Source organism: Nitrospira sp. (assembly GCA_030692565.1).
Lineage (GTDB): Bacteria > Nitrospirota > Nitrospiria > Nitrospirales > Nitrospiraceae > Nitrospira_D.
In genome coordinates this window covers 23448-39203 of record JAUYAO010000047.1, presented here as the reverse complement: position 1 = coordinate 39203, position 15756 = coordinate 23448, and the positions used below count along the sequence as shown (strand labels likewise).

17 protein-coding genes are annotated in these 15756 nt (G+C 57.5%); 13 read left to right on the top strand and 4 right to left on the bottom strand.

Going from position 1 to position 15756, the window contains the following annotated elements:
- Positions 1-84: 84 nt before the first annotated feature.
- Together Q8N04_12485 and Q8N04_12480 are read right to left on the bottom strand one after the other, a co-directional pair.
- Positions 85-357: an HU family DNA-binding protein gene (locus tag Q8N04_12485; GenBank protein MDP3091491.1), complete on the bottom strand. Its 273-nt coding sequence runs from the start codon at positions 355-357 to the stop codon at positions 85-87.
- A gap of 91 nt (positions 358-448) precedes the next feature.
- Positions 449-1039 carry a helix-turn-helix domain-containing protein gene (locus Q8N04_12480; GenBank protein ID MDP3091490.1) on the bottom strand — a complete coding sequence of 197 codons (591 nt, stop codon included), beginning with the start codon at positions 1037-1039 and terminating at the stop codon, positions 449-451.
- A gap of 332 nt (positions 1040-1371) precedes the next feature.
- On the opposite strand from Q8N04_12480, the gene Q8N04_12475 reads away from it, so the two are divergent.
- From Q8N04_12475 to ruvB, 13 genes are all read left to right on the top strand, one after another.
- The gene (locus Q8N04_12475; GenBank protein MDP3091489.1) at positions 1372-1821 is read left to right on the top strand and encodes an Rrf2 family transcriptional regulator; all 450 of its coding nucleotides are present in this window, start codon (positions 1372-1374) and stop codon (positions 1819-1821) included.
- A gap of 60 nt (positions 1822-1881) precedes the next feature.
- Positions 1882-4374: a sulfurtransferase TusA family protein gene (locus Q8N04_12470; GenBank protein MDP3091488.1), complete on the top strand. Its 2493-nt coding sequence runs from the start codon at positions 1882-1884 to the stop codon at positions 4372-4374.
- Between the two features lie 25 nt (positions 4375-4399).
- Positions 4400-5116: a phosphoadenylyl-sulfate reductase gene (locus Q8N04_12465; protein MDP3091487.1), complete on the top strand. Its 717-nt coding sequence runs from the start codon at positions 4400-4402 to the stop codon at positions 5114-5116.
- Position 5117: 1 nt separating this feature from the next.
- Entirely contained in the window at positions 5118-6170 is a 1053-nt protein-coding gene (trpD, locus tag Q8N04_12460) for an anthranilate phosphoribosyltransferase (GenBank protein ID MDP3091486.1), read from the top strand.
- A 148-nt stretch (positions 6171-6318) separates the two neighbouring features.
- Entirely contained in the window at positions 6319-7116 is a 798-nt protein-coding gene (gene cysD / locus Q8N04_12455) for a sulfate adenylyltransferase subunit CysD (protein ID MDP3091485.1), read from the top strand.
- Positions 7117-7258: 142 nt separating this feature from the next.
- Positions 7259-9103 carry a GTP-binding protein gene (locus Q8N04_12450; GenBank protein MDP3091484.1) on the top strand — a complete coding sequence of 615 codons (1845 nt, stop codon included), beginning with the start codon at positions 7259-7261 and terminating at the stop codon, positions 9101-9103.
- Between the two features lie 140 nt (positions 9104-9243).
- Positions 9244-10164, top strand: coding sequence for an Mrp/NBP35 family ATP-binding protein (locus tag Q8N04_12445; protein MDP3091483.1), 921 nt, complete (start codon positions 9244-9246; stop codon positions 10162-10164).
- A gap of 25 nt (positions 10165-10189) precedes the next feature.
- Positions 10190-10945: a PCP reductase family protein gene (locus Q8N04_12440; GenBank protein ID MDP3091482.1), complete on the top strand. Its 756-nt coding sequence runs from the start codon at positions 10190-10192 to the stop codon at positions 10943-10945.
- Between the two features lie 11 nt (positions 10946-10956).
- A complete protein-coding gene (locus tag Q8N04_12435) occupies positions 10957-11805 on the top strand; it encodes a hypothetical protein (protein MDP3091481.1) in 849 nt (282 codons plus the stop codon).
- A gap of 137 nt (positions 11806-11942) precedes the next feature.
- Positions 11943-12701 carry a YebC/PmpR family DNA-binding transcriptional regulator gene (locus Q8N04_12430; GenBank protein ID MDP3091480.1) on the top strand — a complete coding sequence of 253 codons (759 nt, stop codon included), beginning with the start codon at positions 11943-11945 and terminating at the stop codon, positions 12699-12701.
- 47 nt (positions 12702-12748) lie between these two features.
- Positions 12749-13357: a Holliday junction branch migration protein RuvA gene (ruvA, locus tag Q8N04_12425; protein MDP3091479.1), complete on the top strand. Its 609-nt coding sequence runs from the start codon at positions 12749-12751 to the stop codon at positions 13355-13357.
- A 15-nt stretch (positions 13358-13372) separates the two neighbouring features.
- Complete coding sequence (locus tag Q8N04_12420) at positions 13373-13840, top strand: hypothetical protein (protein MDP3091478.1); 468 nt, start codon at positions 13373-13375, stop codon at positions 13838-13840.
- Positions 13841-13859: 19 nt separating this feature from the next.
- Positions 13860-14864 carry a Holliday junction branch migration DNA helicase RuvB gene (ruvB, locus tag Q8N04_12415; GenBank protein ID MDP3091477.1) on the top strand — a complete coding sequence of 335 codons (1005 nt, stop codon included), beginning with the start codon at positions 13860-13862 and terminating at the stop codon, positions 14862-14864.
- 252 nt (positions 14865-15116) lie between these two features.
- On the opposite strand, the gene Q8N04_12410 is transcribed toward ruvB, so the two are convergent.
- Positions 15117-15368, bottom strand: coding sequence for a type II toxin-antitoxin system MqsA family antitoxin (locus Q8N04_12410; GenBank protein ID MDP3091476.1), 252 nt, complete (start codon positions 15366-15368; stop codon positions 15117-15119).
- 106 nt (positions 15369-15474) lie between these two features.
- Complete coding sequence (locus tag Q8N04_12405; GenBank protein ID MDP3091475.1) at positions 15475-15690, bottom strand: DUF4258 domain-containing protein; 216 nt, start codon at positions 15688-15690, stop codon at positions 15475-15477.
- Positions 15691-15756: the final 66 nt, after the last annotated feature.

The following is a 15756-nucleotide window of genomic DNA, read 5'->3' as shown; positions in this document are numbered from 1 at the left end:
AATGCAAAAGAGAAGGCAGCCTTCTTCCGGAGGTTCTGGAAGGCACCGCCTTCTCTTTGTGTTACTGAAAATGCCGCGGGGTCGTTACTTGACCGCCGAACGCAGTTCCTTTCCCGCAGAGAACTTCGGGACCTTGGCGGCTGGGATTTTGAGTGATTCCCCGGTGCGTGGGTTTCTGCCCATCCGCGCTTTCCGCTTTGAAATCGTAAAGGTACCGAAATTCACCAGAGAAACCCGCTGTCCCTTCCTTAGCGACGTCGTGACGGCTCCGGTGAAGGCCTCCAGGGCCGTGCCCGCGGCAACTTTTGTGATTCCTGCCGAGGCTGCCATTTTCGCAATCAGCTCTTCCTTCGTCATCAGTCCCCTCCTTGGTTATGAATGAATGAGGATGCCGAACGCCTGAAGCCTTTCCCATTGTCCAGACAGAGTCTCCTGCTGCACCGCAGCACTAGGAGGAGCCAGTGGCCTTTACGCGACCCCGCTTCAATGGAATATGGAGATTCGTAATCTTCTTTCTCAACGTATTGCGATTCAGGCCCAATAATTCCGCCGCTTGGATTTGATTGCCTTGGGTTTCTCGCAGAGCTGACGAGATCAGAGGGCGTTCGACGGCTGAAATCAGCATCGGATGAAGGTTCTTGGCGGCGCCGTGATGCATCCCCTTGACGAAGTCTCCCATTTTTTGGTCGAGGAAATCTTCCAGCGAGAGATCGTGTCCCTTGCTCTTCTGGGTTTCCTCGCGGTGCTGGCTCATCAGTTGGAGCATAGCCGGAGCCCGCTTCAGAACAGTTCGTGATCCCACAATGACCAAAGTTTGGGCGGGATCTATCCGTGGAGGAAGCACCTCGGAGTGGCCTTGCCCTGGGCGAGCCTCTACAACCACCGCATCATATGGGCGTCTGGGGAGATCTTTGGGGAGCGAGGCTGCATCGCGAACCATCGTGACGGAGGCGTTTCCAAAAACGGCTTTGAATTGAGCATGGATGTCGGCATCCGCCGTCAGTAATAGAATGGAAAAAACCGATGTGGGAACCGACATGCGGGCACCATGAGAAGAAGAGGGCGGGATTATTGCCCAGGGTGGACATGATGTCAAATGGATATTTCTCTGGTAGGGGCTCGGCCGTGAGCAAATCGGGTAGAGAGAAGAGTCTGTGTCCCCTCGTGTGTCATGGGAAAGCTGAGCGTACGATTTTCAGAAAGTCGGCGTCGCCATGGAAGAGTCTCGGGAAGCGGCTCACGGGCTGAAATATTGTCGAGCCTTCCCCTGCGAGAATCGAAATTCTCTCAACGGGGAAATTGGTTGCTTGACAGTTGGGATCGGGGAGCTGTATATCGTGGAAAGATTAATTCCTACCGGAATTATCAAGAATGAAAGTTTCGCATCGCGCAACGTATGGAATCTTGGCTGCCGTTGACCTTGCCATGAATGGGAAAGAAGTCCCCATTCAAGCACGGGCCATCGCCAGGCGGCAATCAATCCCTGTGCGATTTCTTGAGCAAGTGCTGCATGCGATGAAGAAGGCCGGTCTCGTCGATAGTACGCGGGGTGCACAGGGGGGCTATCTCCTCTTGCGTGCTCCCTCAGAGCTGTCAGTGGCCGATTTGCTTGAGGCGCTTGATGGACCGGTGTTTCACGACGCATCACAGAATGCGACCGGGCAGAATCGCCGTGATACGAGAGAACAGCTGTTACTCGGGGCGGTGTGGGAAAAAGTGCATCGAGCGGAACGCGGAGTCCTCTCTGCTATCACGATCGATCAATTGGTTGAACGCCAGCGGGTGCTCGATCAGCAACAGAATCCGATGTATCACATCTGATTCGGCAGGCTGGTTCCGGCGGCACCGTGGTGTGTTAGTCGCGGCAAGGGAGAAATATTTATGAGCCCCCAAGATCAGCTGATCATACCGGAGATCAAGACCTCTCCGATTCCTCCCGCCCTGCTGGAGGAAATCGAAACATTTGAGGCGGAAGCCCTTCGCACCATGGCGGGGGAAGTCTCGAACGATCTCTTCAAGCCGTTTCGGTTGCAGTACGGGATTTATGGGCAGCGTCAGCCTGGCGTGCAGATGGTCCGCATCAAAATTCCGTTCGGGGGGATCTCGGCGAATCAGCTCCGACGAGTTGCTGAGCTGGCCGATCGCCATGCCACCGCCGTCGGGCATGTCACGACGCGCCAGGACATTCAGATGCACTTTGTCGAGTTGAAGGACGTGCCGACCATCATGCGCGGCCTGGCCGAGGTGGGGCTGACGACGCGTGAAGCGTGCGCCAATACGGTTCGTAACGTCACGGCTTGCCATTTGGCCGGGGTCTGCCAGGGGGAAGTCTTCGATGTGACGCCCTACGCGAAGACCATCGCCTATCATCTGTTGCGCAATCCGTTGAATCAAAGTCTGCCGAGAAAGTTCAAGATCGCGCTGTCCGGCTGCAAGCAGGACTGCGCCCTGACGCCGATTCATGACGTCGGTTTGCTGGCCGCCAAACGTGCCGACGGGACGATCGGGTTTCGCATGGTCGCAGGCGGCGGCTTGGGGTCGGCTCCACGCATCGCCCAAGTGCTGCGAGAATTTACTCCGATGGAAGAATTGCTGCCAAGCATCGAAGCCGTCATTAAGGTGTTCGATACGCTCGGAAACCGCAAGAACCGCAACAAGGCCCGCATGAAATTCGTCATCGAAAAGCTGGGATTCGATGAATTTAAGCGGCGCTGGGAAGCTGCCTACGAATCGATGGGGTACGCCACACCATCGCATGAGCCGATCAAGCTGCTTACCTATGCGGACGAGCCTGTGCCGCTCATCATGCCGACGCGGAATGGATCCGGCCCCTCGTCGTCGAATGGGAATGGGTCTGGTTCTGGCATCGGGCACGAAACGCCTTTTGAAATGTGGAAGCGGACGAATGTCGTCAAACAGAAGCAGCCCGGGTATGTTACGGCGGCGATCAAGCTCTTCATGGGCGATCTGACATCTGAGCAAATGCTTGGCGTGGCGGACCTCGCGGAGCGGTACGCCAACGGGAACATCCGGACCACCATCAATCAGAACATGGTGATTCGGTGGATCCCGGAATCGCAGATCGAATCGCTGCATGCGGATCTTGTCGCGCAGGGGCTGGCCGATCCGGGCGCCGAACTTGTCGAAGACATCATCGCTTGCCCCGGAACCGATACGTGCGGTCTGGGCATTACCTCATCCAAAGGGCTCGCGCGCGCATTGGGCGAAGTGTTCCCGGCCGGCCGGGTGCCCGAAGATCTCTCGGACGTCAGTATCAAGATTAGCGGCTGTCACAACTCCTGCGCCCAACACCACATCTCGACGATCGGGTTGCATGGCGTCGGGAAGCGGTTGGGGGAGCACGTGGCGCCGCATTATGAGCTGCACCTCGGCGGGCAAGTAGATGGTACTCCGAAGATCGGGCAGATGACGGTCAAGCTGCCGGCGAAGTCTGTGCCGGCGGCCCTGTCGCATCTTGTCACCGTGTATCGGCGGGATCGCCTGCCGAAGGAAACCCTCTCCGCCTTCATCGCGCGCGCCGGAAAAAATAAACTCAAGGACGAACTGATCCCCTACACCATCGTTCCTGCGTATAAGGACGATCCCACCTTCTACTACGACTGGGAAGGAGAAGCAGAGTTCATCCTGGAGGATCTCGGTCCCGGCGAATGCGCCGGCGGTGCGCTGGAGATGATTGAGAACGGGATTCTTGAGGCAGACCAGGAGCTGTATCAGGCCAAGCTGCTGGTCGAGAATCATCAGTATTCCGTGTCGGTGAATAAGTCGTATCGTGCGGTGTTGGCGGCGGCCAAAGCCATGTTGGTCACGGAGGGACTCGAGCCCTCGACCGACTCGGAAACGTTCATTGAGTTCGATCGCCGGATCGCGCAGAGGGGCGCCATTCCTGCGCAATATCGCGAGCTCAATAAGAAAGTAGGCGATCTCGGCCCGAAGGATACGACCGCGGAGTCGGCGCGTGACAAGATGGTCTTCGCGAAGGGGTTCGTCGATGCCTGTCGCGCGGCGACAGACCAGATGGGGAAAGATTTGAAGCTTGCGCCGGCCCAAGAAACCGTAGCATCTGTGAAAGAAGCGGTTGCGGCGGCGCCGGTCGTGTCGGCCGCTCCTGCACCAACCGGGGCGCCGGTGTACGATCTCCGCGGGGTCGCCTGTCCGCTGAATTATGTGAAGACGAAGCTCAAGCTCGAAATGATGGACGCGGGCGAAAAGCTCGAAGTCTGGCTGGACGCCGGTGAGCCGATCAAGAATGTGCCGATGAGTTTGAAGAACGACGGGCATCTCCTGCTCCTCCAGGAAGCGCTGGAGCCGGAGGCCGCGCACTATCGCATTCTCGTGGAAAAAGTTGAAGGCTAACGGCTAAGGGAGTCAGGGCACGGCTATGACTGGCAGCGGAAGTCCAGAGATGGTGGAGGAGTTGAAACGCGCGAGTGACGCGTTCGAATCTCAGCAGCCGCAAGATGTATTGCGGGAAGCGATCAAGCAGTACACGCCGAAAATCGTCTTGGCCTGCAGTTTTGGTGCGGAAGATGTCGTGCTGGTCGACATGGTGCATCGCGTCGATCCTTCGATTCCGCTGTTCTACTTGGACACGGATTTTTTGTTTCCCGAAACCTATGCGACCCGCGATCGCATCATTCAGCAGTATGCGCTGAAGCCGACACAGGTCATTCAGGTGCAGTCGTTGCTGACTCCGGATCAGCAGGCGGCGCAACATGGGCCGTCGCTCTGGTCGACGGAGCCGGATCGCTGCTGCCAGTTACGGAAGGTGGAACCGCTGACGCGTGTATTGAAGGGGTATGAGGCCTGGATCACCGGAATCCGGCGGGATCAGTCGCCGACGAGAGCCAATGCGGGGTTGATCGAATGGGACAGCAAGTTCCAATTGGTCAAAGTGAATCCGCTGGCTCGCTGGACCTGGGCCGACGTCTGGACTTACATCAAGGTCTATGAGGTGCCCTACAACCCGCTGCATGATCAGAATTATCCGAGTATCGGGTGCACCCATTGCACTGCGCCGGTCGCGCCGGGAGAAGATCCGCGTGCCGGACGTTGGAAAACATTTACCAAGACCGAGTGTGGGCTCCACAAGACCTAATATGCCTATTCAAGATTTTATTGCAAAAATTGCCAAGGGGCCCAGAGCCTCCAAAGACTTGACGTGGGATGAATCCAAACAGGTCATGAAGCTCTTGATCGAAGGCCAGGCGACGCAGGCGCAGATCGGCGCCTTTCTCATGGCGATGCGATTCAAGATGGAATCGGTCTCGGAGCTGGCGGCCTTTACGGCGGCGGCGCGCGCCTATGTCGCTCCGCTGTCGATTCCCAAAGAGTTGGCCGTGGTGGATGTGCCGAGCTATGCAGGCAAGTCAGAGACCTTCCATGGCTTGATTGCCGGAGCGATCGTGGCGGCGTCCGCGGGCGCGGCGATCGTGATGCATGGGTATGACGGCATTCCCGGGCGTCCGGGTGCTGCGGGTGTCTTGAAGGCACTCGGAGTTCCGATCGATCTCGACCCGAAGATGGCCGGCGAGGCAGTCACAAAAAAAGGATTCGTCTATCTCGATATCGGGATGTACCATCCGCCGCTCTATCGGTTTCTGGAGATGCGCCAGGAAATCGGGGTGCGCAATCTCTTCCATCCGATTGCCCGTTTACTGAATCCTTCGCGGGCAGCCGCGCAAGTGATCGGGTTATCGCATCCGCCTCATTTCGAAAAAACGGCGGAAGTGTTGCGGATGTTGGGCTGTCCGCGGGCGCTGGTCATTCGGGGCGTCGAAGGCGATCCGGAGCTCTCCGTCACGGCGGCGACCCGGGTATTGGAGTTGCGGGATGAGCGGATCACTCCGTTAGGGATTTCGCCGAAGGATTTCGGATTGGCGCTGGGCACCTCTCGCGACATGGCCGGGTTCCCTCCGGGCCAGCAGGATAAGGAAGCGGAGCTGTTGCGACGAATTATTCAGAATCAGATTCCGGGCGGTCCGAAAGATTGGGTCTTGATGAATGCGGCGTTGCTGCTGTATGCCGCCGGCAAAGGGGCTACGTTACCGGCCTGTCTGCCGATGGCACGCGTCGCTCTCGAAAGCGGCGCAGCCGGACGCAAGCTGGATGAACTGGTGCAGACGCCTCTTGCGGCGGGTAAGCGGGGATAACTAACAGGCTGTTCAGGAAGGCTGTCCAGCAAGGCCGCAGCGAGCGAAGAGGCGAGGCGTACTCTTGTGGTACGTGGAGTCTCTGAGCGCCGAGAGAACGCTGCCGGTGGACTTTATCAACAGCCTGCTAATGGAAAGGTCGTCGGTCGTGAACCATCTTCGTCAGTTGGAAGATCAAAGCGTCTACATTCTTCGCGAGGCCTACAAGAATTTCGACAATCTGGGCATGCTCTGGTCGATGGGCAAAGATTCGACGGTGCTGCTCTGGCTCGCCCGCAAGGCTTTCTTTGGGCAGGTGCCTTTCCCATTGCTCCACGTCGATACGAGTTACAAAATTCCCGCCATGATCGAATACCGCGATCGGATTGCGCGGGAATGGCGTTTGGATTTGGTGGTGGGGCAAAACAAAGAAGCCTTGGCGGCGGGCATGAATCATACAATGGGCCGTGTCGCCTGTTGTACCGCCCTCAAGACGAACGGGTTGAAGCAACTGATCGAGCAGAAGGGGTACACCGGTATTATTCTCGGTGTGCGGGCGGACGAAGAGGGGACGAGAGCGAAGGAGCGGTATTTTTCGCCCCGCGATAAGCATGGCGACTGGGATTTCCGCGATCAGCCGCCCGAATTGTGGAATCAGTTCAAGACGACCTTCCCACCCGGCACCCATATTCGCATCCATCCGTTGCTGGATTGGACGGAGATCAATATCTGGGAGTACATCAAGTACGAAAATATTCCCTTCATGGATTTGTATCTCGACAAGGGCGAGGGTACTCGCTACCGGAGCCTCGGTTGCGCGCCCTGCACGACGCCCATCAAGTCGACCGCGAAGACGGTCGACGAGATCATTGACGAATTGCGTCACACGACGGTGGCCGAACGGGCCGGCCGCGCCCAGGATGAGGGGCGAGGCATGGAGCTGCTCCGAAAAGACGGGTACATGTAACGAGGAGGATGAAAAAGGTCCCCAACTTCGTTCTCGGCTCATCGAAATCCTCAACGTACCGCAAGGGTACGCGTCCGGTTTCGATTCGCCTCGGGCCTTGTTGGATGGCCTTTTTGATCATCCTCTATAAGAGAAGGTAACTATGGATAATCAAACACAGAAGCCCTCGGAGAGTCTGAATATCGTCATTGTCGGGCATGTCGATCACGGCAAGTCTACCTTGCTGGGACGGCTTTATGCCGACACCGGGTCATTGCCCGATGGCAAGCTCGAGAAGGTGCAGGCGATCTGCCGCCAGCAGGGCAAGGAGTTTGAGTATGCCTTCCTGTTCGATGCCTTCCTGGAAGAGCAAGAGCAAGGAATCACGATCGATACGGCGCGCACCTTCTTCATCTGGAAGGGGCGCCAGTACATCATCATCGATGCTCCGGGCCACAAGGAATTTCTCAAGAATATGATCTCGGGCGCTGCGCGGGCGGAGGCGGCGCTGCTGCTGATCGATGCGTTGGAGGGTGTGAAGGAGCAATCCAAGAAGCATGGCTATCTGCTATCGCTGCTGGGTGTCCGGCAGTTCGCCGTGGTCGTCAATAAGATGGACTTGGTCGGGTATCGGCAGGATGTGTTCGACGGTATCGAGAAAGAGTATCGCGAGTTTCTTGGCCAGTTTAAGGCCGTGCCGGAATGCATTATTCCGGTGAGCGCCAAGCTCGGCGATAATATCGCGAATCGCAGCACCCACATGGCGTGGTACACCGGGCCGACGGTATTGGATCAGCTGAGTCGTTTCAAGAAGGAAGCGGCACGATCGGAACAGCCGCTGCGGTTCCCTGTCCAGGACGTATATAAATTCGATGCTCGCCGCATCGTCGCCGGTCGCATTACCGCCGGGAAGTTGAAAGTCGGCGATCACCTGGTGTTCTCCCCGTCGAACAAGCGGGCCAATATCCGGTCGGTCGAAGCCTTCAACATCGATCCGCCGCTGACGGAAGGCTATGCCGGTCAATCGATCGGCATTACGCTCGACGAGCAGATCTTCGTGGAGCGCGGAGAGATTGCCACGCATCAGGACCATCTGCCGTCTGTCTCGACGGCGTTTCGCGCCAATCTGTTTTGGCTGGGGAAGCGTCCGCTGGAGCGCGGCCGCAAATATCAGCTGCGGGTGGCCAATAAAGAAGTCGACTGCGAAGTGGCGACCATTCACCGGATTATCGACACGATGGATCTAGCGCAGCAACAGGGGAGCACGACGGTCAACAAGAATCAGGTGGCTGAACTGACATTGCGGACGAAGACGCCGGTCGCGTTCGATCTCTCGGCCTCGTTTGAAGCGACCGGACGGTTTGTCCTCGTCGATGAATATGATATCGCCGGCGGCGGCATCGTCACGGAACTGATTCACGATGATCAAGAGATTTTGCGGGAGGAAGCCCGGCGCAGAGATTTCGCCTGGGTCAAAGGCGAAGTCGGCGTCGAGGACCGTGCGCGGCAGTACGGGCATCGTGCCGCCATCGTTCTGTTTACCGGTGGGCGACATACGGGCAAGTCCCTGCTCGCCAGGCAGTTAGAGGGACGGCTTGTGGCTGACGGGCGGCATGCCTATCTGCTGGACGGAGAGAATCTTCGCCGTGGACTCGATGCAGATTTGACTGACGAGGAACGAGGGCAGACCGATGAAATGGCCAGGCGGTATGGTGAAGTCGCTCGGTTGCTCATCGATACCGGGTTGATCGTGGTCTCCACCACCAATCCATTCGGCATGCACTATAAAGAGGCCGTGCAGGCGATCCGGACGCTCGTCCATCCTGCCCCGGTGATCGCGGTCCACATGAGCAAGACCAGTGAAGAGCCGCCGCCGAATACGGACATTGTCTTGAGCGGACCGACGGATCTGGATAAAGCCTCCAAGCAAATTATGGACGAGCTCAAGAAACGGGGTGTACTGGCTCAGGCGATCGGGGCCAAGCCGACCTTTCAGTATTCGATTTAGTGCGCGAGGTCGAAAGAAAGAGGGTTCCGCAAAGTTCATTTTCTTATAGGACCCCCACCTTTCGCTTGGTTTGACTCCCCAGAAACCGCTGTGTTACCGTACCGCCCTGCATCGTTTAGCCTGTGGATAGAAAGACTTGTATGGCGGCTGACAAAGACCTCAAGACCATTCTTGGCAAACTGAAGTATTCCGATGATGCCAAGGTCCTCCAGCAAATTACCGAGCAGACCAAACAGGTCCATGCCCGCATGGTCGGCATCAAGTACAAGCTGGCGGTCATGAGCGGGAAGGGCGGCGTCGGGAAGAGCATGACGACGGTCAACTTGGCGTTGGCCTTTGCCCGTCAGGGTGCGACGGTCGGGTTGCTCGATGTCGATTTGAACGGGCCCTGCGTGCCGCGCATGCTCGGTCTGCATGGGCAATCATTGAAGATGACTCCACAGGGGGCCATCCCTCCGGTTGGCCCGCTTGGCGTGAAAGTAGCGTCGATGGACTTCTTTCTCGACGATGCGTCGCCGGTTCGGTGGAAGGGGCCGATGGATGTGAGTCCGGTCTGGCTCGGCTTGATGGAAATGAATGTGATTCGGGAATTCCTTTCCGATGTGATATGGGGCGAGCTGGACTATCTGCTTGCCGATCTGCCTCCCGGGGCGGCAGCCGATAAGCCGCCGGTGATCGCCGGGTTTATCCCCGACCTGGCCGGAGCCATTGTCGTGACGACACCTTCCGAAGTGGCGTCGGATGTGGTGCAGAAATCGGTGACCTACGCGCGAGACATGGGCATCAAAGTCTTGGGCATCGTCGAAAATATGAGCGAGTACCGGTGTCCGTCCTGCGGTGAAGTCAATGAGTTGTTTGAAGGTAACACCGAAGCGATGTGCGAAGCGCTCGATCTTCCGCTCCTCGGGAGGGTTCCGTTTGATCGAAAACTCGCCCGAACATTCGATAAGGGCCAGCCGTTGCTCGACGAAACTTATCCGACCATTCAGCGGTACCAGGAAATAGCCGGGCGGATCCGCACGTTGCTCGATTACAAGAAGGTGTTGGCGGATAAGCTGTGATCCGAGAGATGCGAGAGGAGTTCCTATGAAATTTGTTTGTCTCAATTGCGAAACCTATATGAATTTCGAAAAAGTTGAAAAGCCCGGCGAGGGATCGCTGGGCGTCTTTTTCGGTTGCCCATCCTGCAACGCCAAGTTCTCGATGGTGACCAATCCCGGCGAAACGCAGATGGTCAGCTCCCTCGGAGTCAAATTAGGCGGTCGCACGGTGGCGGCTGAGCCATTTGAAATGACGCGGGGCACGCTCAAGGATGAGGCCCAGGCCGGCGCCGGGCAGATGGGCGCCTATCTGAACGAAAAGATCCAGGGCGGGCAGCCGGTGGCGGCGTCAGCGGCGACACCGGAAAAAGCCGGAGAAAAAGCGAGCGGCGGTTGTCCCTTCTCCGCGATGGTTGCGGAAATGGGCTTGACGGGCACCGGGAAGCCGGGCAATGGAACTGCTCCCGCATCCTCAGACTTCACATGGACGGCCGATGCCAAAGAAAAGCTCGATCGGCTGCCGGCTTTCGTGAAACCGATGGTGCAGAGCAGCGTCGAGGCCTATGCGCGGAAGAACGGATTCAAATCCATCACGTTGCAAGTCATGGATGATTCAAAGACCGACTCGCCGAATGGGATGACCTGGTCACGGGAAGCCGAGCAGCGGCTGGAGAACATCCCCGACTTCATTCGGCCTATGGCGAGAAAAGAGATTGAACGTGTGGCCAAAGAGCGCGGCCTGGTGACGATCACCGCGCAAGTCATGGATGAGACCAAAGACAAGTTTATGAAGTTTATGTAAACAGGAGCTTCATGCCCCAGGGTCACCAGAGGCCCATCCGGAATATCGGATGGGCCTTTCCTTTAGCGTCCGCCTTTGGAGCGTCCCTCCGGTCAAATCCTGCCGGATTGTGGGCGCTGTGTTGCTCGCTCGTCGTCCTGCTGTTAGGCCTGGACGGTGCGCCGATCTTTGCTCAGCATGGTGAGTCGGGTCATGACGTGGCTGCTGGGCTGTCTCTGGAGCATGGCCATGATCATCACGGGTCCATTTCTACGTCGGACGGCTGGGAAGGGTCTCAGGCCGGCGTGGCCTATTCGGAGTTCAATCATCATCTCGCCGGACTCTTCGTGCTCCTGATCGGCTTTACTGAGATGGCGCAGGCGCTGCGGTCTTCCTCGCTTGGCTGGGCGAGAATGCTCCTGCCGGTGGCCTTGCTGGGAATGGCTACCTTTCTGCTGATTTGGAGCGATCATCAAGCTTGGCCCATCGGACCGCTGAGTTTCTCCGAGACATTTTTCGGCAACGATCATGAAATTCTCCAGCATAAGACCTATGGCCTCCTTGCCCTGACCGTGGGCCTGATTGAACTGTATCGGCGTCTTGATCGGTTGGCCCACGTCAGCTGGATGATCCCGCTTCCGCTGTTTGCCATGATCGGCGGGATCATGCTGTTTGCCCATTCCCACGGTGCTCATCCCGCCGCCCAAAAGATTGCGATGCATCATGCCGTCATGGGTACACTGGCGGTGTTGGCCGGTTCCAGCAAGCTCGCTTCCGCGTGGAGAGGCGTCTTCATGGGATGGTCTCGTTCCCGTTGGGAGACGATCTGGGCGGGTCTCATCCTTCTCATCGGTCTCCAGCTTCTGGTTTACTCTGAATAGCCTGGGCCATTTCTGCGCGGTTCCCGATTGATTGACACCTTTCAAAGGCCTATGCTACGTCTACGACGGTGGGGCATACAGTCGTGGGCTGTGGTCTCACATCAGTTGAGAGCTTCAAAGACATAGACGAGGGACACATGGGTGGACATAGCCATTGGGCGACGATCAAGCGGTATAAGGGCGCGCAGGACGTCAAGCGCGGAAAGGTTTTTACAAGAATTATCCGCGAAATCGCCATTGCCGCTCGCACCGGTGGTGACCCCGACAGCAATCCGCGCCTGCGCCTGTCGATCGCAAAGGCCAAAGAAGCCAACATGCCCGGCGACACGATTAAGAAAGCCATCCAGCGCGGAACGGGAGAACTTCCCGGTGTGGCGTACGAGGAGTATGCGTTGGAAGGCTACGGCCCCGGTGGCACCGCGGTCTTGCTCGAAATCACCAGCGACAACCGCAATCGTACCGTGGCGGAGATCCGCAATATTTTCACGAAGAATCATGGCAATATGGCGGAAGCCGGGGCGGTGGCCTGGCAGTTCCACAAGAAGGGCCTCCTGACGATCGACAAGGGGAAGGCCGACGAAGACCAGTTACTCACGCTGGCACTCGAAGCCGGCGCAGAGGATGTGAAGGTGGGCGACAAGACCTTCGAAGTGATTTGCGGCACCCACGAATTTGAAGCCGTGAAAAAGGCTTTGGCGGACGCCAAGATCGAGACGACGCTCGCTGAAGTCACCTTTATTCCCCAGAATACAATCCGCCTTGAAGAAAAAGCCGCCGAGCAGATGCTCAAGCTGATGGAAGCTATGGACGAACATGATGACGTCCAGAAGGTCCATGCTAATTTCGACATCTCAGAGGAAGTGATGGAGAAGGTGGCCGCCGCCGCGGCGGGATAAGTGCCGACTTGTTCAGCCGTTATCTGCCATACGAGACGTGAGCCACGATGATCGCCTTTCTAACGGGGCGGCTGGCTTTTAAGGCGCCGACCCACCTCACGTTGGATGTGCAGGGTGTGGGCTACGAAGTCCATATTCCGCTGAGTACCTACTACGCCCTGCCGAATCTCGACGAAGTCGCCGCGCTCAATATTCACACCCATCTGCGCGAAGACGCGATCCAGTTGTTTGGCTTTCTTTCACTGAGCGAGAAAGAAGCCTTTCTACTGTTAACGACTGTCTCCGGTATTGGCCCGAAACTCGCGCTCGGTGTCTTGTCTGGGCTTCCACTCGCCGAGCTCGTCCGTGCTATTCAATCCGAGGATGTCGAGAAGCTCGCTACGATTCCGGGGATCGGGAAGAAGACGGCCGCTCGCATCGCCCTCGAACTCAAAGAGAAGATCGTGAAGATTCATTCCGGTCTGACTTCCGCAACGATCGAGGAACCAGCGGTCCCGGCAGGTCCCTACGATGATGCGCTTTCGGCTCTTGTCAATCTTGGGTATCGCCCTCAAGATGTCAAAGACGCCCTGAAGAGAGTCTCTAAGACGGTCGAGAGTCAGGCTGGTCTCAAGGAATTGATTCGTGAGGGTTTGAAAGAACTTGCGAGGGGGTAAACGATGAGTATATCTATGCGCGCACGAGCGATGGTCCAGTGCAGTTTGGTGGCGGGAATTCTCTTAGGGGTCTCGTTTGCCGGATGGGCGCAGGAGGCTGGCGAGCAGAAGAGCATTCGCATGACCTGTGGAACGTGCCCCGATGGGTACGCGACCACCGGCACCACGCAGGCTCCGTCAGTCTGTAAAGATGGGGATCCAACGCTGGTCCAGTGTGTGCCACTTGGGGCCAACATGCTTCCTGTGTGCGGTTCCTGCCCCGAGGGTTATTCGGAGATCGGCAGTTCGTCGGTCCCCTCCCGTTGCGGGAATAAGGATGGGGGACGGTTGTCGCAATGTCAGTTGCAGAAGATGGAACAGAATCTTCCCGATCCCACTCAAGGCGCAAAGACCTGTCCTCCTTATTGCGGGAGCGCAGGTCAACCTGGGCAGGGAGCCTTGCCGCCAGTCCCGCGTTTTCAGCAGGCCCCGGACAACAAGTAGCACTGTCGCAAGAGATTGTATGACTGAACGGCTGCTCGCACAGCGGACCACCGACGATGACCGCAGCATGGAAAACGTGCTGCGGCCCCAGTCCTTCAACGACTACGTCGGGCAAGAGCGGATGAAAGAGTCGCTGCGTATCTGCATCGATGCGGCCCTGCAGCGGGGTGAGGCGTTGGACCACACGATTTTCTACGGCCCTCCCGGTCTTGGGAAGACGACGATCGCGCACATCATCGCCAAGGAAATGGGAGCGTCGCTCCGTTCAACCTCCGGGCTCGTGCTGACTCATGCCGGCGATCTGGCGGCGATCCTCACGAATCTCCAAGAGCACGATGTCCTCTTCATCGATGAAATTCACCGGTTGCCGGCTTCGGTCGAAGAGGCGCTTTATCCGGCGATGGAGGACTACCAACTCGATCTGGTCGTCGGGCAGGGGCCTGCGGCCAGAACGGTCAAGCTGGATCTCCCGCAATTCACGTTGATCGGAGCCACGACGAAAGCCGGCGCGCTGACCTCTCCGCTCCGTGACCGGTTTGGACTCGTCTATCGGCTCGACTTCTACTCACCGACCGATCTGGAGCGCATCGTGACGCGGTCGGCCGGTGTGTTAGGCACATCGATCGATCATGCCGGTGCCGCAGAGATTGCGAGAAGAGCCCGTGGCACGCCTCGCATCGTGAATCGCTTGATCCGGCGTGTTCGGGACTATGCACAGATTAAGGCCGAAGGGCATATCACCAGACAGGTGGCTCAAGATGCTCTGGCCTGGTTGGGAGTCGATAGTGCCGGGTTTGATGATATGGATCGGAAGATCCTAATGACCATCATCGAAAAGTTCAACGGCGGACCGGTCGGAGTGGAATCCCTGGCCGCAGCGGTGCAAGAAGAGAAAGGGACGCTGGAAGATGTGTACGAGCCCTACCTCATTCAAGCCGGCTACCTCGACCGCACCGGCCGCGGCCGCCAAGCGACAAAGCTTGCCTTCGATCACTTCAGCAAGCCGACCGATCAGCTCTTCTAGTGAACGAAGGTCGCGGGCCTAAGCTGCCGCCGCATTGGCGCAAGCCTCACCGGAACATATACGATTGCAACCTTCAGCTGGCCGGATCTCCGACGCAGATATGGTAACTAATGCGTTACCACTGCGGTTGGGGGGATAGCAATTGTATGAACGTGAGGTTCGAGAGGGAATTGGGGAAAGGGGAACGGTTGAATGGGTTGGATGAGCGGTGAGGCAGCGAGAAAAGCGCCGGACCGCCACGCGCCGGGAAATTCAGAATGTCCCCGTTGTTTCTTCCCCGTCTAAGACCTGATCAGGCTGTTGGTCTCGCTCGAAGATATTATGGAAGCTTTGGTCCATCCGCTTGAGCGCATCGGGGGTGAAATATTTTTCTCCACACTGCCGACAGACGCCGGCCGGCACGTTCTGCAGTACAAGCAGGTGGTCGCGACGACGGTAATCGTAGTTGATTTGCCGTTCCTCTACCTCACCGCCGCAAAAGGTACAGTCTGCATAGGTCGTCATGGCCTGGCTCCTCTTGTGCGAAGGTCCTTCCATCGTGGCGGCTTGGGAATATACACGGTGATCACTCTGAGGGTACGCCCAGCCTGTTGTTTTGTCGTAGCCCATCCTAGCACAGCATGAATCGGTTTGGCTCCCGCCAGGCGCCAACGAGACAGCTTGGGCCTCGTGGATCGTTTGGGTACTCCTCAATGAGATCTCCCTGGAGTAACGCCGCTTCAATCTCACCGATATCCAGGTCATCTTCCAGCCGCTCCTGCTGTGCATGAATACTGACCTCATACCGACCTGCCCGAACAAGCTGTCTAATCTCATCAAGGGTCATGCTCAAGTTCTCTAGGCCTTGGCTTTGTCCTTTTGGGCCGAAAGACTAGTTGCGTCTGACACAAAA